Genomic DNA, 18,375 nt, shown 5'->3' with positions numbered 1-18,375 from the left:
GTCAGCCCTTCACCAGCAGACCGCGGCTGCGCAGCACCCGCCGCTCCAGCGGACTGAAGATCAGCAGGTCGATCGCGATGCCGACGATCAGGATGAGCAGGATGGCGAGGAACACCATGGACATGGAGCTGGTGTTGCGGCCGTTCTCCAGCAGCTGGCCGAGCCCCACACCGAGGTCGGGGGAGGAGGCGATGATCTCCGCGGCCATCAGGGACCGCCAGGAGAACGCCCAGCCCTGCTTCAACCCCGCCAGATAGCCGGGCAGCGCGGCCGGCATGACGATGTGCCAGGTGCCCTTCAGACCGGTCGCGCCCAGGGTGCGGCCCGCCCGCAGGTACAGCGGCGGCACCTGGTCGACGCCCGACACCAGGCCGTTGGCGATGGACGGGACCGCGCCGAGCAGGATCACGGCGTACATCATCGAGTTGTTCAGGCCCAGCCAGATCACGGCCGGCGGCACCCACGCCACCGACGGCAGCGACTGCAGGCCGGACAGGATCGGCCCGATCGCGGCCCGTACGAACTTCATCCGGGCGACCAGCAGACCGAGCGGCGTGCCGATGGCCAGCGCCAGCAGGAAGCCGAGCAGGCCGCGTGAGACGGACGTCCAGATGTAGTCGAGCAGGGTGCCCTGGAGCCAGGCCGTCTCCACCTCGGCCCAGACGGCGCCCGGGGAGGGCAGCTTGCTCGGGTCGTCGACGATGCCGAAGGCGACCAGGGCCTGCCAGACGACCAGGACCAGCGCGATCGCGGTGACCGGCGGCAGCACCTTCTGCACCAGCGTCGTGCGCAGTGGGGTACGGCCCGACTCGACCGTCTCCAGGGCGTCCAGCCCGGCCTCCAGCCCGGCCAGGTCGCCCCCGTCCTTGACGGGTGTGTCGACGGACGTGTCAGTGCTGGCCATGGCGGCGGATCTCCCCACGCAGTTCTTCGGTGATCTCTCGGGACAGCTCGGCGACCTCGCCGTCCTCGAGGCGGCGCGGCTGCGGGATGTCCACGGTCCACTGGCGGGCGATCCGTCCGGGGCGCGAGGACAGCAGCACCACGCGCTGCGCGAGCCGTACCGCCTCACGCACGTTGTGCGTCACGAACAGCACCGACAGGCCGGTCTCGCGCCAGATCCGGGTCAGCTCGTCGTGCAGCACGTCCCGGGTGATGGCGTCCAGGGCGGCGAACGGCTCGTCCATCAGCAGCAGCCGGCTGTCCTGCGCGAGGGCACGCGCCATCGCGACGCGCTGCCGCATACCGCCGGACAGCTCGTGCACCCGCTTGCCGTACGCGCCCTTCAGCCGGACCAGTTCGAGCAGTTCCTCGGCCCGCTGCCGGCGCTCGGCCTTGGCGACCCCGCGCAGCTTCAGCGCGAGCTCGATGTTCTTGCCCGCGGTCAGCCACGGGAACAGCGCGTGCTCCTGGAACATCAGCGCCGGGCGGCCGTCGGTCGCGATCGACCCGGCGGACGGCCGGTCCAGCCCGGCGACCAGGTTGAGCAGCGTGGACTTGCCGCAGCCGGAGGCGCCCAGGAGAGTGACGAACTCGCCGGGTGCGACATCGAGGCTGATGTCGTCCAGGATCAGCTGCGGCCCGGCGGGGCCCGGGAACGACTTCGAGACATGCTCGATACGGGCGGCGTGCGCGACCGAGGTCTCGGTACCGTCGGCGGCCTTGGCGAGGGTCGTGGCCATGGTCGTCACCTCCTGGATCTCTCGGAATTCGGTTACTTGACGCCGAGCCCGGCGTCGTCGACGGTGGCCTTGCCCTCGGCCGCGAGGACCTTGTTGAGGAGCGTCAGGTCGTAGACGCCCTTCAGGTCGGGCCGCTCCAGCAGGCCGGCCTTCACGGCGTGTCCGGCCTGGGCGTCGAGGGTGGCGGCCAGCGGGTCGTCGAGGAAGGCGACCGACTTCCAGGCCGGGTCGAGCACGTCGGCCGGCAGCGGCTTGCCGGTGTCGGCCGCCAGCCGCTCGTTCGCCGCGGCCTTCGCCTCGTCGGGATGGGCGCTGATCCACCGGTTGGTCGCGACCGACGCCCGCAGCACGGCCTCGACGGCCTTCGGGTGCTTCTTCAGGAACTCCTGGGACACGATGATGTTCGTGATCACGAACTTCTCGTCGGGCCACAGGTCGGACTCGTCGAGCAGCACCTTCGCGTCCTCGGCGACCAGCTTCGACGCGGTCGGCTCCGGCACCCACGCGCCGTCGATCGAACCGGACTTGTAGGCGTCCGGCGCGATCTTGTTGTCGGTGCGGACGACGGACACGTCGCCCTTGCCGCTCTGCGCGTCGACCTTCCAGCCCTGCTCGGCGACCCAGTTGAGGAAGGCCACGTCCTGGGTGTTGCCGAGCTGCGGGGTGGCGATCCTCTTGCCCTTGACGTCCTTCAAGGACTTGATCTTGTCGGGGTTCACGACGAGCTTCACGCCGCCGGACGCCGAACCGCCGATGATCCGCAGGTTCGTGCCGTTCGACTTCACATAGCCGTTGATCGCGGGGGAGGGGCCGATCCAGCCGATGTCGATCGACTTGGAGTTCAGCGCCTCGATCTCCGACGGGCCCGCGTTGAACGTCGCGTACTTCGCCTGCGTGCCGCCCAGCTCCTTCTGGAAGAAGCCCTTCTCACGGCCGACCAGGGCGGTGGCGTGGGTCAGGTTGCCGAAGTAGCCGATACGGACCGAGTCGAGCCCGTCGATCTTCTTCGCGCCCGCGGCGACCTGGACGTCGTCGAGGTCCTTCGCCTGGGAGCCGTAGCCGCAGGCGGCGAGCGCGAGCAGCGGCAGCGTGGCGATCACCGCGAGGACGCGGCGCAGGGCGGGTGTGGCAGGCACGGAGGTCGTTCCTCTCGAAGGCCCCGGCGGTGACCGTCGGATCAGTGCGGGGCCGTGGGGTCGGCGGGTTCTCGGTGGCGGCGTGCGGGGTCCGCGGACGTCATCGCGAACATCGCCGTCCGCCGCCGTACCGAAGGGAGTTCATGCTCAGAAGTCCCATCCGTCGTCGTCGGCCTCGTCCTTGACGGGCTCCGGAGAGGCGAACGACTCACCGACCATGCCGGCGGTGAGGGTGGTGCCGTCGTTCGGGTCGATCAGGATGAACGAGCCGGTGCGCCGCGAGTCGGCGTAGGAGTCGACCGGCAGCGGCTCGGCGGTACGGATCTTCACCCGGCCGATGTCGTTGGCGACGAGCTGCCCCGGGTGCGGGTGCAGGGACAGGTCGTCCAGCGTCAGCCGGGACGGTATGTCCTTCACGATCGCCTTGACCGTGCGGGTGCCGTGCTTGAGCAGCACCCGGTGGCCGACGGCGAGCGGCTGGTCGGCGACATGGCAGACGGTCGCCTCGACGTCCTGCGTGGTCGCCGGGGCGTCCTTGCTCGGCACGATCAGGTCGCCGCGCGAGATGTCGATGTCGTCGGCGAGCAGCAGCGTCACCGACTGCGGCGTCCAGGCCACGTCGACCGGCTCGCCCAGCAGGTCGATGCCCGTGACGGTGGTCGTACGGCCGGACGGCAGCACCGTGACCCGGTCGCCGATGCGGAACGTGCCCGCCGCGATCTGCCCGGCGTACCCCCGGTAGTCGGGGTGCTCGGCGGTCTGCGGCCGGATCACGTACTGCACGGGCAGCCGCGCGTGGCAGTGCGCCAGGTCGTGGCTGACCGGGACCGTCTCCAGGTGCTCGAGGACGGTCGGCCCGCCGTACCAGTCCATGTTCGCGGAGGGCTCCACGACGTTGTCACCGGCGAGCGCCGAGATCGGGATCGCGGTGACCTCGGGGACGCCCAGCTCGGTGGCGTACGCGGTGAACTCCTCGGCGATCGCCGCGAAGACCTTCTCCTCGTAGCCGACGAGGTCCATCTTGTTGACCGCCAGCACGACGTGCGGCACCCGCAGCAGCGCGGCGATCGCCGCGTGCCGACGGGTCTGCTCGACGACACCGTTGCGGGCGTCGACGAGGATCACGGTCAGCTCGGCCGTCGAGGCGCCCGTGACCATGTTCCGCGTGTACTGCACATGGCCGGGGGTGTCGGCGAGGATGAACCGGCGCCGCGGCGTGGCGAAGTAGCGGTAGGCCACGTCGATGGTGATGCCCTGCTCCCGCTCGGCGCGCAGACCGTCGGTCAGCAGCGCGAGGTCGGGGGCGTCCTGGCCGCGGCTGCGGGAGGCGTGCTCGACGGCCTCCAGCTGGTCGGCGAGGACCGACTTGGAGTCGTGCAGCAGCCGTCCGACCAGGGTGGACTTGCCGTCGTCGACGGAGCCCGCGGTGGCGAACCGCAGCAGGGTGGTGGCCGAGAGCTCCTCGGTCGTGGTCGTGCTCATGCTTAGAAGTACCCCTCGCGCTTGCGGTCTTCCATCGCGGCCTCGGAGAGCTTGTCGTCGGCGCGGGTCGCGCCGCGCTCGGTCAGCCGGGAGGCGGCGATCTCGGCGATCACGGCGTCCAGCGTGGTCGCGTCGGAGTCGACGGCGCCGGTGCAGGACATGTCACCGACGGTCCGGTAGCGGATGAGCCGCTTCTCGACGGTCTCGCCGTCCTTCGGCCCGCCCCACTCGCCGGCGGTCAGCCACATGCCGTTGCGCTGGAACACCTCGCGCTCGTGGGCGAAGTAGATCTCCGGCAGCTCGATGCCCTCGCGGGCGATGTACTGCCAGACGTCCAGCTCGGTCCAGTTGGACAGCGGGAAGACGCGGACGTGCTCGCCGGGGGCGTGCCGGCCGTTGTACAGGTTCCACAGCTCGGGCCGCTGGCGGCGCGGGTCCCACTGGGAGAACTCGTCCCGCAGCGAGAACACCCGCTCCTTGGCGCGGGCCTTCTCCTCGTCGCGCCGGCCGCCGCCGAACACCGCGTCGAACTTCTCGCTCTGGATCTTCTCCGTCAGCGGAAGCGTCTGCAGCGGGTTGCGGGTGCCGTCCGGGCGCTCCTTGAGCACACCGCGGTCGATGTAGTCCTGCACGGACGCGACATGCAGCCGCAGGCCGTGCTTGGCGACCGCGCGGTCCCGGTACTCGATGACCTCGGGGAAGTTGTGCCCGGTGTCCACGTGCAGCAGCGAGAACGGCACCGGCGCGGGCGCGAACGCCTTGATCGCCAGGTGCAGCATGACGATGGAGTCCTTGCCGCCGGAGAACAGGATCACCGGCCGCTCGAACTCGCCCGCCACCTCGCGGAAGATGTGGACGGCCTCCGACTCCAGGGCGTCCAGGTGCGACAGGGCGTACGGGGTGCCGGTGCCCTCGTCGATCGTGGCGACGGTCGTCGTCATGCCAGTCCCCTTTCAGTGAGCAGCGCGTACACCGACGCCGCGGACTCCCGCACGGTCTGGTTCTGGGACTCGATCCGCAGATCCGGCGTCTCCGGCTCCTCGTACGGGTCGTCGACCCCGGTCAGCCCGGACAGCTCGCCCGCCGCCTGCTTGGCGTACAGGCCCTTCACATCCCGTACGGAGCACACCTCGACGGGGGTGGCGACATGCACCTCGACGTACGGCGTCGCGTTCGTCTCGTGCCGCTTGCGCACGGCGTCGCGGCTGTCGGCGTACGGCGCGATGACCGGGACCAGGGCGAGCACGCCGTTGCGGGCGAGCAGTTCGGCGACGAAGCCGATGCGCTGCACGTTGGTGTGCCGGTCCTCGCGGCTGAAGCCGAGGCCCGCCGAGATGAACTCGCGGATCTCGTCGCCGTCGAGCACCTCGACGCGGTGGCCCTCCTCGCGCAGCCGGCCGGCCAGCTCGTACGCGATGGTGGTCTTGCCGGCGCTCGGCAGCCCGGTGAGCCAGACGGTGGCTCCGGTCGTCACGTGCAGCTCCTCAGTCGTGGTCGTCATCCGTGCAGCCCGCACTCGGTCTTGGCGCGGCCCGCCCAGCGGCCGGCGCGCGCGTCCTCGCCCTCCAGGACGCGGCGGGTGCAGGGGGCGCAGCCGATGGAGGCGTAGCCGTCCATCAGCAGGGGGTTGGTCAGGACGCCGTGCTCGGCGACGTAGGCGTCCACGTCGTCCTGGGTCCAGCGGGCGATGGGGGAGATCTTCACCTTCCGGCGCTTCTCGTCCCAGCCGACGACCGGGGTGTTCGCCCGGGTCGGGGACTCGTCGCGGCGCAGCCCGGTCGCCCAGGCCGCGTAGCCCTTCAGGCCCTCCTCCAGCGGCTGCACCTTGCGCAGCTTGCAGCACAGGTCGGGGTCCCGGTCGTGCAGCCTGGGCCCGTACTCGGCGTCCTGCTCGGCGACCGTCTGGCGCGGGGTGAGGGTGATGACGTTGACGTCCATCACGGCCTCGACCGCGTCACGGGTGCCGATGGTCTCCTCGAAGTGGTAGCCGGTGTCGAGGAACACGACGTCGACGCCGGGCATCGCGCGGGAGGCGAGGTGGGCGACCACCGCGTCCTCCATCGAGGAGGTGACGCAGAACCGCTTGCCGAAGGTGTCGACCGCCCACTTCAGGATCTCCAGCGCGGAGGCGTCCTCCAGGTCGCGGCCCGCCTGCTCGGCGAGCGCCTTCAGCTCCTCGGCCGTGCGTGCTTCCTGAACCGTCGTCATATCCCGTCCCCTCCCGTGGTGTCCTGCCGAAGCCCACGGGTCAGCAGCCCGAGGAACTTCAACCGGAATGCGCGGTTGCAGGCCGCGCACTCCCACGCGCCGTGGCCCTCCTCGCTCGGACGCAGGTCCTCGTCGCCGCAGTAAGGGCAGTAGAACGGTGCGGCACGCTCGCTCATGACAGCGCCTCCTCGGAGGCCCGGGCCGCCCAGGTGGCGAACCGCTCGCCGTCCTCGCGCTCCGCCTGGAAGCGCTTCAGGACCCGCTCGACGTAGTCGGGCAGCTCCTCGGAGGTGACCTTCAGACCGCGCACCTTGCGGCCGAAGCCGGCCTCCAGGCCGAGCGCGCCGCCCAGGTGCACCTGGTAGCCCTCGACCTGCTCGCCCTGGTCGTTGAGGACCAGCTGCCCCTTGAGACCGATGTCCGCCACCTGGATACGAGCACAGGCGTTCGGGCAGCCGTTGAGGTTGATGGTGATCGGCTCGTCGAAGTCCGGCAGCCGGCGCTCCAGCTCGTCGATCAGCTGGGAGCCGCGCTGCTTGGTCTCGACGATGGCCAGCTTGCAGAACTCGATGCCGGTGCAGGCCATGGTGCCGCGCCGGAACGAGGACGGCCGGGCGGTGAGGTCCAGCGCCTCCAGGCCGTCGACGAGCGAGTCGACCTGGCCCTCCTCGACGTCGAGGACGATCATCTTCTGCTCGACGGTGGTGCGCACCCGGCCCGAGCCGTGCGCCTCGGCGAGGTCGGCGATCTTCGTCAGGGTGGCGCCGTCGACCCGGCCGACACGCGGCGCGAAGCCGACGTAGAAGCGGCCGTCCTTCTGGCGGTGGACGCCGATGTGGTCGCGCCACTGCTGGGCCGGCTGCTCGGGGGCGGGCCCGTCGATCAGCTTGCGGCCGCCCAGGTACTCGTCCTCCAGCACCTGGCGGAACTTCTCCGCGCCCCAGTCGGCGACCAGGAACTTCAGCCGGGCGCGGTTGCGCAGCCGGCGGTAGCCGTAGTCACGGAAGATCGAGATGACGCCCTCGTAGACGTCCGGGACCTCGTCGATCGGCACCCAGGCGCCGAGGCGGACGCCCAGCTTGGGGTTGGTGGACAGGCCGCCGCCGACCCACACGTCGAAGCCGGGGCCGTGCTCGGGATGCCGTACGCCGACGAAGGCCACGTCGTTGATCTCGTGCACCACGTCGAGCAGCGGGGAACCGGAGATCGCCGTCTTGAACTTGCGCGGCAGGTTCGAGTACGCCGGGTTGTTCAGGACGCGGCGCTTCATCTCCTCCAGCGCCGGCGTCGCGTCGATGATCTCGTCCTCGGCGATGCCCGCGACGGGGGAGCCGATCATCACACGCGGGGTGTCGCCGCACGCCGTCACCGTGGACAGGCCGACCGCCTCCAGGCGGTTCCAGATCTCGGGCACGTCCTCGATCCGGATCCAGTGGTACTGGACGTTCTGCCGGTCGGTGATGTCGGCGGTGCCGCGCGCGAACTCCTGCGAGATCTCACCGATGACGCGGAGCTGCCGCGTGGTCAGCGCACCGCCGTCGATGCGGACGCGCAGCATGAAGTACTCGTCGTCCAGCTCCTCCGGCTCCAGGATCGCGGTCTTGCCGCCGTCGATCCCGGGCTTGCGCTGGGTGTACAGACCCCACCAGCGCATCCGGCCGCGCAGGTCGTTGGGGTCGATCGAGTCGAAGCCACGCTTGGAGTAGATCGTCTCAATGCGTGTCCGCACATTGAGACCGTCGTCGTCCTTCTTGAACTGTTCGTTGCCGTTGAGCGGGGTGAAGTGCCCCGCGGCCCACTGACCCTCGCCGCGGTGACGGCTCACCTTGCGGCGGGGAGTCGCGGCGGCAGGGTTCTGCGGGGTGGCGGCCATGGTTGATACGTCCTTCGGGACAGGCGGAAAGCGGCTCTGACCTGCGCGTACGGGCACTTTCAGGCATACGTGCGCGTCATTGCGCGGGTGCAGACAGAAGAAAGGGGAACCGGGGTGCTGGCGGGCTGTCAGCGGGCCGGACAGATGGCGCTGGACATGCGGCCGAGGTCGACGTGCCGTCGACTCACCAAGGCGATTCCAGTTCCAGACATGACGGAAGCCTGTCACGGCGATCTGGACACAGTCCAGCTTCGTCCAATATTCGGACACCCTTGTCTCGCTTAGCGAGACAAGGGTGTCGTCGGTCACACCGGCCGCAGAGGGCCTTGTCCATGCAGGTCAGGCGCGGTATGCGCCAGGCCAGGGGCCCGGCGTGGCGATCTCCGCCTCCTCCTCGACCTTGGTGTCGAAGAGCTTGAAGCCCCGGCGCTGGTAATTGTCCATCGCGAACTCGCCGTCCTTGCTGCAGGTGTGCAGCCACACCCGCTTCGTGGGCGGACGCCCCGGCCAGCGGTCGGCGAGGTCCCAGGCCCGCGCGGCGCCGTACGACAGCAGGTGGCCGCCGATCCCGCGGCCCCGGAAGGCCGGGATCAGCCCGAAGTAGAGGATCTCCACCGCGCCGTCGTCCTGCGGGTCCAGCTGCACGTACCCGGCGGGCGTCCCCCGGTCGTACGCCACCCACGTCTCCGCGCCGGGCCGCTCCAGCTCCTCCTGCCACTGGGCGTACGTCCAGCCCAGCCGGTCGGTCCAGCGGACGTCCCCGCCCACCGCCGTGTACAGGAAGCGGCTGAACTCGGGCGAGGGCACCTCGGCACGGACGATCCGGATGTCGCCGTCGGGCTCGGCCGCCGGGAGCAGATCGCTCGGCGAGGTCTGCTCCAGCGACCAGGTGGTCACGGGGATGTTGGTCATGCGGTCAGGGAATCATCTAGTCCAGCGACCTGTCGATCGTGTTCAGTCCCAGCGAAAACAGCATCCGCCCGGACTGCGACCACACCGTCCCGCTCTCCTCCCAGTAGGACAGCGACGCGGCCGGTCCGCTCCAGCACTGGTACGTCCCGTCCGGCCCGCACTGCGCCGCCCCGGCGCCGTCGCCGTCCAGCCGCACCAGCGTGCCGTGCCCGTCGAAGGCGCCCGCGCTGCGGGCCAGGTACCAGCGGGACCGGTGGGTGAGCACCCCCTGGACGCCGGCCGCCTCCGTCTCGAACGCCTCGACCGGGGCCGGGTCGGGCAGCCCGGCGCCGGGGGCGAGGACGTCCGTCTCCAGGGCGTAGCGCCACAGCCGGGCCGGCCGGTCGGTGTCCGCCGGTGTCGCCTCGCTCACGGCCAGGCTGTCCGGCGCGGTGCTGCGGTCGAGGGAGAGCGCGCCGATCCGGGTGTCGCCGGCGAGGCGGTACGCGCGCTCGGCCGGCAGCTGGAAGGAGGGGCCGTCGGTGCCGGCGGAGGTCCGCCGGACGCGGTCCATGTCGTAGACGTACAGCGTCCGGCCCTCGTCGCCCGTGGCCAGCAGCTTGTCCTGGTACCAGACCAGCCCGGACAGCGGCGAGCGCAACGGCCGCAGCGAGCGCCCGCCGTCCGCCGGGACCACCGGCTGCACCCAGGCGTACGTCATGCGCTCGGCGTCGACGACCGCGATCCGCGCGCGGCCGCGCGGGTCGCTCCAGCCGGACAGCAGCACCCGGTGCTCGCCCCAGCGGCCGTCGTCGTCGGCGTCCCCGGAACCCGTGACCGCGCCCGCCCGCGCGGCGTCCGTGCCTGGCTCGTCCCAGCACCAGGCGTCGGCGGCCGCCGGCGTCACGGGCAGCGCGGAGCGGTCGGAGGCGGAGCAGTCGGCGGCGGGACGCAGGGCGTGGTCGGCGTCCGCGAGGACGTCGGCGACCCGCAGGGCCGGGCCGGGAGCCGCCGGATAGGTCTCCTCGTCCAGGCGCAGCTCCTGGAGCGCGGCGGCCGAGGTGAGCGGCTTCAGCGGCCCCGGGCGGGCGCCGTCCTCCGCCTGGGAGGCGCTGATCATGGTGGCGGCGGCGGTGAGCGCGAGCGCGGTCCCGGCCAGGGTGGCGCGCAGCGCCTGGCCGCGCTTGCGTCTGCGATGTCGGCCGCGTTGCTTCATCAGTCCTCCCGAGGGGCCAACTGCGCCGCGCGTTCCGCAGGTTGAGCATGGAGCAGGTGGGGGCCCGTAGGGGGATGCTACGGCAGGTGTCCGGGGTTGGGGACGAAGACCCCGTAATTGATCCGAAGAGGCCACCGCGGCCCGTACGCTGGGTCACCGCTCAGGGCACCGCGGCCGCGTGCCGCGCCCTCACCACCGCCGGGGCGGTCGAGTGCGCGAGGAGGTCCCGCCGGTCGGAGGGGAGCAGCACCGTCACGTCCACGTCATCGGAGAAACGATACGGCCGGTGTTCCAAGAATCCCCCCAGGTAGCGCCGCACCCGGGACAGTTCCGCCCGCACCGTCACCGTGCGCGCCGCCTCGCCGAACATGTCCTCGGCCAGCCCCGCCGCGCTGCGCCCGGAGCGGTGCATCGCCAGCAGATACAGCAACTCCGCGTGCCGGGGACTCAGTTCATGGGTCCACGAACCAAGGCTGCCGACGACCGTCACCGTCCAGCGGCGCGGCTGGGACAGGTCCAGCACGATCCGGGTCGGCGTGTCCCGGGGCCGCGGCTCGTCCTCGGCGGCCCGCACCAGCCAGCCCCCGTCCAGCGGCTCCACCGCGCACGCCCCCAGCGCCGGCAGCCGGCGCCGCCCCGCCGACAGCGACTTCGGCAACGCGACCCGCTGCGTGTACGGCATCCCGGTCACCGCCGCCGTCCAGCCGTCCCGGTCCACCACCAGCGCCCGCCCGCCCAGCCGGGCCAGCACCGGCGCCGCCACCGCCCGCAGCCGCTCCAGAGCCGTCTGATGCAGCTCGCGCAGCCTCGCCTCGGCCAGCTTCGCCACCGAGTCCACCCAGGCCAGGGTGGCCGGATGCATGGTCTCCAGCGGGCCGCTGACGTCGACCACCCCGATCAGCCGGCCGTCCCTAGGATCGGTGATCGGCGCGCCCGCACACGTCCAGGTGGCGTGCGACCGTACGAAATGCTCGGAGGCGAACACCTGGACGGGCCGCCGCACCACCGCCGGGGTGCCCACCCCGTTGGTGCCGACGACGCTCTCCCGCCAGTCCGCGCCGAGCATGAACCCCAGCGCGTCCGCCTTGCGCAGCACCGCCATGCTGCCCTCCCGCCACAGCACCCGGCCGTCCGCGTCGGCGACCACCATGATGTGGTGCGCCTCGTCCGCCACCGACACCAGCCCCTGCCGCAGCACCGGCATCACATGACGCAGCGGCGACTCCTCACGCCGCCGGCGGACCTCCTCGGCGGTGAGCAGACCCGACCGGAAGTCGTGGTCCGGATCCACCCCGCTGCGCAGCATGCGCCCCCAGGACTCCTCGATCACCGGCCGGGGCGCGATGGGCGTGCGCTGTCCGGAAAGGGTGGCGTCGCGTACCTCGCTGAGCATCCGCGCCGCCCGTGCCGCGTCGGTGGCGGCGAGTCGCGTCACGTTCAACGGCGAGTTCGCCACAGTCGTCCTCCGGGGAATTGCCTCTCGGGCAACCGGTGTCAAGCCTTCCGGCAGACGGTTTCCGGTCGCGTGCTGATGGTTGTCCCATACTGCCGCCCACCGGGGACGGAGGGGCACACTCCGGTCACCGGCACCAAACAAGTTGCAACCCCTTGCAACCCTGGTGAACACGTATACGTTGATTGAAAATTGAGCGACGTCGCCCGTGCGGCGCTCGTGGCCTCAACGGGCCCACAGTGGCAGGGGTGGTGCCGTGTCGGCGCAGCACCACCCCTGCTGACGTGTCCGCGCAGGTCAGCCGACCGGCCGGGCCCGCTCCACCACCGACCGCAGATCCAGCGTGTGCGGCAGCGTCCCGAACGACGCCCCCCAGTCCCCGCCCAGCCGCGACGCGCAGAACGCGTCCGCGACCTCCGGCGGCGCGAACCGCACCAGCAGCGAACCCTGCAGCACCAGCGCCAGCCGCTCCACCACCCGGCGGGCCCGCGCCTCCACACCCTCCAGGTCCGCGAGCTCGGTCAGCAGGTTCTTGACCGCCGCGTCCAGCCGGTGATCGGCGCCGCGCGCCCGGCCGATCTCGGTCAGCGTCGCGTTCAGCGCGGCCGGCTCCCGCCGCAGCGCCCGCAGCACGTCCAGCGCCTGGACGTTGCCCGCGCCCTCCCAGATCGAGTTCAGCGGCGACTCCCGCACCAGCCGGGGCAGCCCCGACTCCTCCACGTACCCGTTGCCGCCCAGGCACTCGGCGGCCTCCACCGCCACCGCCGGACACCGCTTGGTCACCCAGTACTTCGCGGCGGGCACCGCCAGCCGCAGGAAGGCGCGCTCCTCCTCACCGCCGTCGTCCCAGGCGGCCGCCAGCCGCAGCGCGAGCGCGGTCGCCGCCTCCGACTCCAGCGCGAGATCGGCCAGAACATTGCGCATCAGCGGCTTGTCGACGAGCTTCCCGCCGAACGCCTCCCGGTACGAGCAGTGGTGCACCGCCTGCGCGACCGCCTGCCGCATCAGCCCCGCCGCCCCCAGCACACAGTCCAGCCGGGTCGCCGCGACCATCTCGATGATCGTCCGCACCCCCCGGCCCTCCTCGCCGACCCGGCGCGCCCACGTCCCGTCGAACTCGACCTCCGCGGAGGCGTTCGACCGGTTGCCCAGCTTGTCCTTCAGCCGCTGGATCCGGAACACGTTGCGCGAGCCGTCCGCCAGCACCCGCGGCACCAGGAAACAGGTCAACCCCTCCGGCGCCTGCGCCAGCACCAGGAACCCGTCCGACATCGGCGCCGAGCAGAACCACTTGTGCCCGGTCAGCTCGTACGTTCCGGCCTCCGCGAGCGGCGTCGCCGCCGTCGTGTTCGCGCGGACGTCACTGCCGCCCTGCTTCTCCGTCATCCCCATGCCGAACAGCACGCCCGCCTTCTGCCCGGCGGGCCGCAGATCACGGTCGTACACCGTGGACGTCAGCAGCGGCTCCCACTCGGCGGCCAGCGCCGGATCCGCGCGCAGCGCCGGCACCGCCGCGTGCGTCATCGACAGCGGGCAGCCGTTGCCCGCCTCGACCTGCGTCCACACCACGAACGCCGCCGCCCGCCGCACATGCCCGCCGGGCCGCGTCCAGGCGGAGGTCAGCCCCGCCGAGACGCCCTTGCCGAGCAGCCGGTGCCACGCCGGGTGGTACTCCACCTCGTCGATCCGCCGCCCGTACCGGTCGTGGGTGCGCAGCCGCGGCGGATACTCGTTCGCCAGCACCCCCCACTCCTGCACCTGCGCCGACCCCGAGGTCCGGCCGAGCGCCGACAGCTCCGAGCGGGCGTCCTCGATCAGCTCCGGGTCGACGTGCCGTGCGACCGCCGCCGTCAGGGCCCGGTCGGCGGAGTAGACGTCGTAGCCGACCAGCGGCGGCGCCTGATTGGTCACGGTGTGGGTGCTGCGTGCCATGACTGGCAACCTACCCCCAGGTACCGATCGGATACCCTGCGGTCCGGCCACGACGGCCGCCCCACCGGACCAGGGTGAGCGCCACCTCGTACGACGGATACCGTTGGATCGTGCAGCCAGCAAGTGAAACCCCCGAGCGGCCCTCCGGTCGTCTCCACCGGGCGCGTGCCCTCTACCGGAACGTCTCCAAGCGCAGGACCGCCTGGCTGCTGCTCAAGGACACCGTTAACTCCTGCATCGAGTACCGCATCCTCGGCCTCGCCGCCGAGGCCGCGTTCTTCACGCTGCTGTCCGTGCCACCGCTGCTGCTCAGCCTCATCGGCCTGCTCGGCTACGTCGACGTGTGGACCGGCACCGACACCATCACCAGCCTGGAGACCAACCTCCTGGAGGCGTCCCGCACGGTCCTGTCCGACAAGGGCGTGAACGAGATCGCCCGGCCGATCCTCGACGACGTGATGAACGGCGGCCGGCCCGACGTGATCTCCATAGGGTTCCTGTTCGCCCTGTGGTCCGGCTCCCGCGCGGTGAACGTCTTCATCGACACCATCACCGTCATGTACGGCCTCGACGGGGTGCGCGGCATCGTCAAGACCCGGCTGATGGCGTTCCTGCTGTTCATCGTGGCGCTGCTGATCGGCTCGGTCGCCCTGCCGCTGATGGTGGCCGGCCCCGACGCGGTGGTCCGGATCCTGCCCTGGTCGACGACGGTGGTGCAGGTCCTGTACTGGCCCGTGGTGATCGTCCTGTCCATCGCCTTCCTCACGACGCTCTACCACGTCTCCGTGCCCGTCCGCTCCCCCTGGATCGAGGACGTCCCCGGCGCCCTGGTCGCCCTCGGCATGTGGGTCCTCGGCAGCTTCCTGCTGCGCATCTACCTCACCAACACCATCGAGGGCGCCACGATCTACGGCTCCCTCGCCGCCGCCGTCGCCGTCCTGCTGTGGATCGGGGTGTCCGCCTTCGCCGTCCTCGTCGGCGCCGCCGTCAACGCCGCGATCGACCGGGTGTGGCCCGCCGCCGCCACGGCCGCCGCCCGCGAGGCCAACGAGCGAGTCCGCGAGGCGCAGGTCGCCGAGTACGTCGCCCGCGCCGCCGCCGCCCGCGAGGCCGACCCCGACGACCCCGACATGCCCTCCGAGTTCCCCGAGCGCTGGTCCCGCTTCCTGCCTCCGGAGGACGTCACCGCCCGCCTGCGCACCCACCACGCCAAGAGCGCCCACAAGGGCGACACCCCCGACGAACAGTGAGCTACGGCGCCTTCCAGGCGCCCGCCGCCGCGGCCTCGGCCGCGTACTCCGCGAAGTCCCTCGGCTCCCGCCCCAGCACCCGGCGGACACCGTCCGAGAGACACGCGTTCCGCCCGTCCAGCAGCGACTCGAACACCTCGACGAGGAACGCCACCTCCTCGGGCGGCAGCCCGAACCCGGCCAGCCGCTCCCCGTACTCCCGCGCCGGCACCGGCCGGTACGACAACTCCCGGCCCGCCGCCCCGGCGACCTCCGCGACCGCCTCGCCGAACGTCAGCAGCCGCGGCCCCGACACCTCCACCACCTCCCCCACATACCGGTCACCCGCCGTCAGCGCGGCCACGACGACCTCCGCGACATCCCGCACGTCGACGAACGGCTCCCGCACCGCACCCCCGCAAAACACCAGCTCCCCGCCCTGCCGCAGCTCCTCCACCAGCGGCCCCTCGCTGAAGTTCTGCGCGAACCACGCGGCCCGTACGACCGTCCAGTCCGCGCCCGACTCCCGCAGCGCCGCCTCGGTGGCCAGCGCCTGCTCCTCGCCGCGCGCCGACAGCAGCACCAGCCGCCGCACACCGAGCCCGACCGCCTCCCGCGCCAGCCGCCCCACCGCCTCGGCGGCCGCCGGGGCACCCACGTCCGCCGGATGCACCAGATACGCGGCGTCCGCGCCCCGCAGGACGTCCGCCCAGCCGGCCGGGGAGTCCCAGTCGAAGCCATGGGCGCGCGAGGCGGGCCGCACGCCCAGCCCGGCGGCCCGCGCGGCCTCGGCGACGCGCCGCCCCGTACGACCGGACGCACCGGTCACCACCACGGTCATGCCCTTCGTGCCCCGCCCGTCCATCATGTCCCGCCCGTCGTTCCCGTTCGCTGTCATGCGCCCAGTCAACTGCCGCCCGCACCACGGGCCCATCGCCGAACGGCTCATTCCCATAAGCGCGCGTCTACGCTGACCGCATGGACGCACTCGGAGCCCTGCTCGCGGGTCCCCGCGCCCGCGGCGCCTTCCTGATCCGGGCCTGCTTCGACCCGCCGTGGGCCGTGCGGGTCGAGGACCGGGCACCGCTGACGGTGATGCTGATGGCGCGCGGCGACGCCTGGATCACCCCGGCGACCGGGAAGCCGATGCGTATCGGCCCCGGCGACCTGGCCATCGCCCGCGGCCCCGACCCGTACACCTGCGCCGACCACCCCGACACGGCCCCCCAGGCGCTGATCCTGCCCGGCGGCGAATGCCACTACCCCGACGGCCGCCCCCTCAACGGCTCCATGGACCTCGGCGTCCGCACCTGGGGCGACCGGCCCGACGGCACGGCGGTGATGCTGATCGGCACCTACCTGTGGCCCGGCGAGGTCAGCGGCCCGCTGCTGGACGCGCTGCCCCCGCTGCTCACCCTCACCGCCGACGTCTGGGACTGCCCCCTCACCCCGCTGCTCGCCGAGGAGATCGTCCGCGACGCCCCCGGCCAGGAAGTCGTCCTCGACCGCCTCCTGGACCTGCTGGTCATCGCCGCGCTGCGCGCCTGGTTCGCCCGCCCCGAAGCCGAGCCGCCCGGCTGGTACCGGGCGCTCGCCGACCCGGTGGCCGGCCGGGCGCTGCGCCTCATGCAGGACGACCCCGCACACCCCTGGACCGTCGCCGGCCTCGCCGCCAAGGCCGGCGTCTCACGCGCCGCCCTCGCCCGCCGCTTCACCGACCTCGTCGGCGAACCCCCGATGACCCACCTCACCCACTGGCGTCTCGCCCTCGCCGCCGACCGGCTCCGCGACACCGACGACACCCTCGAGGCCATCGCCCGCCAGGTCGGCTACGGCAGCGCCTTCGCCCTCTCCACCGCCTTCAAACGGGTGTACGGCGTGAGCCCGCAGCAGCATCGCAGCCGCACCGCGGCCGCGTAGCCTGGCACACGTGTACCGGGAGCGCACGTCCGCACTGCTCGGCGCCACGGTGTGGACCAACACCCCCTCCGGCGCGGAACCGGGACGGGTCCTGCCGGACGGCTGCATGGACCTGCTGTGGCACGAGGACCGCCTGCTCGTCGCCGGCCCCGACACCCGTGCCCACATCCCGGACGGCCCGCCCGCACTCTGGGCGGGCATCCGCTTCCCGCCCGGCGTCGCCCCCGCCCTGCTCGGCGTCCCCGCGCACGAGCTGCGCGACCGGCGGGTCGACCTGACCGAGCTGCGCCCGGCGGCGGACGTACGACGGCTGCGCGCCCACGTCCGCGCGGCAGGCGATCCCACGGCCGGACTGGAGGCCGCCGCCGCCGGCCTCGCGGCGGACGCCGACCCGCCGGACCCGCTGCTGCGCCACCTCGTCGCCGCCCTCGACGCGGGCCGCCCGGTCGCCGCCACCGCCGACGAACTGGGCCTCGGCGCCCGCGCCCTGCACCGCCGCTCGCTCGCCGCGTTCGGCTACGGCCCCAAGACGCTCGCCCGCGTCCTGCGGCTGCAACGCGCCCTCGCGCTGGCCCGCACCGGCGTGCCGTACGCCGAGACCGCGGCCCGGGCGGGCTTCGCCGACCAGGCGCATCTGGCGCGGGACGTCAGGGAACTGGCGGGCCTGCCGCTGGGCCGGCTACTGGGCGGCCGGTAGCGGCGCGAACAGGTCGACGCCGTTGCCGTCCGGATCGTGCACGACGGCGTACCGCTGCCCCCAGAAGGCGTCCCACGGCTTCAGCTCGCCCTGGTACCCGGCGCCGACCAGCTCCTCGTACACCGCGTCGACCTCCTGCGGACCGTCGCACAGCAGCGCGATCGAGGTCCGTGAGCCGCCCCCGGACGGCGGCCGCCACCGCGGGTGGAAGGACCCCACGGTCTTCTCGGTGTCCAGCAGCAGCCGCAGCCCGCCGGGCAGTCCGGCCTCCGCGTGCGGCTGCTCCTCGGCACCGTCCGGGAACGCGAACCCGAGACGGCGGTAGAAGGCGACGGAGGCGGCCATGTCGGAGACGACCAGGCCGATGGCATCGAATCGTGGACTCATGCGGCCACGGTAGGCAGGGCCGCGCTGCCGGGTCTTGAAAGAATCGGACACCGCCCCGCGCGGACGGAAAACGAACGAGCCCCGTCCCTCCGACCGGAGGAACGGGGCTCGTACTGTGGAGCGCCGGGCAGGCCTTGCACCTGCATCTCCCCGCAGGAAGCGGGGCGTCTTTCCTTGGACCACCAACGCCTGTCCGGTCACCGGATGTTCCGGCGGCCTGGCAAGATCGACCATACCCCAGGTGCCGCCCGTGCACCAAGTCCAGGGAC

At 72.2% G+C, this 18,375-nt stretch carries 19 protein-coding genes; 3 read left to right on the top strand and 16 right to left on the bottom strand.

Translation table 11 applies throughout. The features are described from left to right. Position 1: 1 nt before the first annotated feature. From AMK31_RS04935 to AMK31_RS04875, 14 genes are all read right to left on the bottom strand, one after another. Positions 2 to 904 (bottom strand): ABC transporter permease, encoded by a 903-nt coding sequence (locus AMK31_RS04935; protein ID WP_073939128.1) that lies wholly within the window; start codon positions 902 to 904, stop codon positions 2 to 4. Then, positions 891 to 1,682 carry an ABC transporter ATP-binding protein gene (locus tag AMK31_RS04930; RefSeq protein ID WP_073939127.1) on the bottom strand — a complete coding sequence of 264 codons (792 nt, stop codon included), beginning with the start codon at positions 1,680 to 1,682 and terminating at the stop codon, positions 891 to 893. The genes AMK31_RS04935 and AMK31_RS04930 overlap by 14 nt, the downstream gene beginning before the upstream one ends. A 32-nt stretch (positions 1,683 to 1,714) precedes the next feature. Beyond that, a complete protein-coding gene (locus tag AMK31_RS04925) occupies positions 1,715 to 2,818 on the bottom strand; it encodes an aliphatic sulfonate ABC transporter substrate-binding protein (protein WP_073939126.1) in 1,104 nt (367 codons plus the stop codon). Between the two features lie 147 nt (positions 2,819 to 2,965). Further along, positions 2,966 to 4,300: a sulfate adenylyltransferase subunit 1 gene (locus AMK31_RS04920; RefSeq protein ID WP_073939125.1), complete on the bottom strand. Its 1,335-nt coding sequence runs from the start codon at positions 4,298 to 4,300 to the stop codon at positions 2,966 to 2,968. Positions 4,301 to 4,302: 2 nt separating this feature from the next. Next, the gene (gene cysD, locus AMK31_RS04915; protein WP_073939124.1) at positions 4,303 to 5,241 is read right to left on the bottom strand and encodes a sulfate adenylyltransferase subunit CysD; all 939 of its coding nucleotides are present in this window, start codon (positions 5,239 to 5,241) and stop codon (positions 4,303 to 4,305) included. Further along, positions 5,238 to 5,774 (bottom strand): adenylyl-sulfate kinase, encoded by a 537-nt coding sequence (cysC, locus tag AMK31_RS04910; RefSeq protein ID WP_073939541.1) that lies wholly within the window; start codon positions 5,772 to 5,774, stop codon positions 5,238 to 5,240. Before cysC ends, cysD begins: the two co-directional genes overlap by 4 nt. A 23-nt stretch (positions 5,775 to 5,797) precedes the next feature. After that, a complete protein-coding gene (locus tag AMK31_RS04905; RefSeq protein WP_073939123.1) occupies positions 5,798 to 6,508 on the bottom strand; it encodes a phosphoadenylyl-sulfate reductase in 711 nt (236 codons plus the stop codon). Beyond that, positions 6,505 to 6,684 carry a hypothetical protein gene (locus AMK31_RS04900; protein WP_073939122.1) on the bottom strand — a complete coding sequence of 60 codons (180 nt, stop codon included), beginning with the start codon at positions 6,682 to 6,684 and terminating at the stop codon, positions 6,505 to 6,507. Before AMK31_RS04900 ends, AMK31_RS04905 begins: the two co-directional genes overlap by 4 nt. Continuing rightward, a complete protein-coding gene (locus AMK31_RS04895) occupies positions 6,681 to 8,381 on the bottom strand; it encodes a nitrite/sulfite reductase (protein ID WP_073939121.1) in 1,701 nt (566 codons plus the stop codon). The genes AMK31_RS04900 and AMK31_RS04895 overlap by 4 nt, the downstream gene beginning before the upstream one ends. Positions 8,382 to 8,509: 128 nt before the next feature. Beyond that, positions 8,510 to 8,593 carry a putative leader peptide gene (locus tag AMK31_RS42280; protein ID WP_310591794.1) on the bottom strand — a complete coding sequence of 28 codons (84 nt, stop codon included), beginning with the start codon at positions 8,591 to 8,593 and terminating at the stop codon, positions 8,510 to 8,512. A gap of 127 nt (positions 8,594 to 8,720) precedes the next feature. After that, complete coding sequence (locus tag AMK31_RS04890) at positions 8,721 to 9,293, bottom strand: GNAT family N-acetyltransferase (protein WP_073939120.1); 573 nt, start codon at positions 9,291 to 9,293, stop codon at positions 8,721 to 8,723. A gap of 16 nt (positions 9,294 to 9,309) precedes the next feature. Further along, positions 9,310 to 10,488, bottom strand: coding sequence for a hypothetical protein (locus tag AMK31_RS04885; protein WP_073939119.1), 1,179 nt, complete (start codon positions 10,486 to 10,488; stop codon positions 9,310 to 9,312). 160 nt (positions 10,489 to 10,648) lie between these two features. Continuing rightward, complete coding sequence (locus tag AMK31_RS04880; protein ID WP_073939118.1) at positions 10,649 to 11,944, bottom strand: GAF domain-containing protein; 1,296 nt, start codon at positions 11,942 to 11,944, stop codon at positions 10,649 to 10,651. Between the two features lie 294 nt (positions 11,945 to 12,238). Then, positions 12,239 to 13,873 carry an acyl-CoA dehydrogenase family protein gene (locus AMK31_RS04875; RefSeq protein WP_073939117.1) on the bottom strand — a complete coding sequence of 545 codons (1,635 nt, stop codon included), beginning with the start codon at positions 13,871 to 13,873 and terminating at the stop codon, positions 12,239 to 12,241. A 110-nt stretch (positions 13,874 to 13,983) separates the two neighbouring features. On the opposite strand from AMK31_RS04875, the gene AMK31_RS04870 reads away from it, so the two are divergent. After that, positions 13,984 to 15,123, top strand: coding sequence for a YihY/virulence factor BrkB family protein (locus AMK31_RS04870; RefSeq protein ID WP_073939540.1), 1,140 nt, complete (start codon positions 13,984 to 13,986; stop codon positions 15,121 to 15,123). A 1-nt stretch (position 15,124) separates the two neighbouring features. Here AMK31_RS04870 and AMK31_RS04865 read toward each other — a convergent pair whose 3' ends face one another. Next, positions 15,125 to 16,000, bottom strand: coding sequence for an NAD(P)H-binding protein (locus tag AMK31_RS04865; protein WP_241842535.1), 876 nt, complete (start codon positions 15,998 to 16,000; stop codon positions 15,125 to 15,127). An 80-nt stretch (positions 16,001 to 16,080) separates the two neighbouring features. On the opposite strand from AMK31_RS04865, the gene AMK31_RS04860 reads away from it, so the two are divergent. Both AMK31_RS04860 and AMK31_RS04855 read left to right on the top strand, forming a co-directional pair. Then, complete coding sequence (locus tag AMK31_RS04860; protein ID WP_073939115.1) at positions 16,081 to 17,022, top strand: helix-turn-helix transcriptional regulator; 942 nt, start codon at positions 16,081 to 16,083, stop codon at positions 17,020 to 17,022. Positions 17,023 to 17,032: 10 nt separating this feature from the next. Beyond that, positions 17,033 to 17,719 (top strand): helix-turn-helix domain-containing protein, encoded by a 687-nt coding sequence (locus AMK31_RS04855; protein WP_073939114.1) that lies wholly within the window; start codon positions 17,033 to 17,035, stop codon positions 17,717 to 17,719. On the opposite strand, the gene AMK31_RS40880 is transcribed toward AMK31_RS04855, so the two are convergent. Then, positions 17,702 to 18,106, bottom strand: coding sequence for a VOC family protein (locus AMK31_RS40880; protein WP_198948423.1), 405 nt, complete (start codon positions 18,104 to 18,106; stop codon positions 17,702 to 17,704). The two genes, AMK31_RS04855 and AMK31_RS40880, sit on opposite strands and share 18 nt — an antisense overlap. Between the last annotated feature and the right edge of the window lie 269 nt (positions 18,107 to 18,375).

It is taken from the genome of Streptomyces sp. TSRI0107 (assembly GCF_001905845.1).
GTDB lineage: Bacteria > Actinomycetota > Actinomycetes > Streptomycetales > Streptomycetaceae > Streptomyces.
The sequence above is the reverse complement of the archived record's forward strand: the minus strand, read 5'-3'. Positions and strand labels throughout refer to the sequence as shown.

Bases quoted from the DNA above. Each gene is read 5' to 3' on its own strand.
- AMK31_RS04935 (WP_073939128.1), bottom strand. From the start codon at position 904: ATGGCCAGCACTGACACGTCCGTCGACACACCCGTCAAGGACGGGGGC.
- AMK31_RS04930 (WP_073939127.1), bottom strand. From the start codon at position 1,682: ATGGCCACGACCCTCGCCAAGGCCGCCGACGGTACCGAGACCTCGGTC.
- AMK31_RS04920 (WP_073939125.1), bottom strand. From the start codon at position 4,300: ATGAGCACGACCACGACCGAGGAGCTCTCGGCCACCACCCTGCTGCGG.
- cysD (WP_073939124.1), bottom strand. From the start codon at position 5,241: ATGACGACGACCGTCGCCACGATCGACGAGGGCACCGGCACCCCGTAC.
- AMK31_RS04905 (WP_073939123.1), bottom strand. From the start codon at position 6,508: ATGACGACGGTTCAGGAAGCACGCACGGCCGAGGAGCTGAAGGCGCTC.
- AMK31_RS04900 (WP_073939122.1), bottom strand. From the start codon at position 6,684: ATGAGCGAGCGTGCCGCACCGTTCTACTGCCCTTACTGCGGCGACGAG.
- AMK31_RS04895 (WP_073939121.1), bottom strand. From the start codon at position 8,381: ATGGCCGCCACCCCGCAGAACCCTGCCGCCGCGACTCCCCGCCGCAAG.
- AMK31_RS42280 (WP_310591794.1), bottom strand. From the start codon at position 8,593: ATGTCTGGAACTGGAATCGCCTTGGTGAGTCGACGGCACGTCGACCTC.
- AMK31_RS04890 (WP_073939120.1), bottom strand. From the start codon at position 9,293: ATGACCAACATCCCCGTGACCACCTGGTCGCTGGAGCAGACCTCGCCG.
- AMK31_RS04885 (WP_073939119.1), bottom strand. From the start codon at position 10,488: ATGAAGCAACGCGGCCGACATCGCAGACGCAAGCGCGGCCAGGCGCTG.
- AMK31_RS04875 (WP_073939117.1), bottom strand. From the start codon at position 13,873: ATGGCACGCAGCACCCACACCGTGACCAATCAGGCGCCGCCGCTGGTC.
- AMK31_RS04865 (WP_241842535.1), bottom strand. From the start codon at position 16,000: ATGACAGCGAACGGGAACGACGGGCGGGACATGATGGACGGGCGGGGC.
- AMK31_RS04860 (WP_073939115.1), top strand. From the start codon at position 16,081: ATGGACGCACTCGGAGCCCTGCTCGCGGGTCCCCGCGCCCGCGGCGCC.
- AMK31_RS40880 (WP_198948423.1), bottom strand. From the start codon at position 18,106: ATGAGTCCACGATTCGATGCCATCGGCCTGGTCGTCTCCGACATGGCC.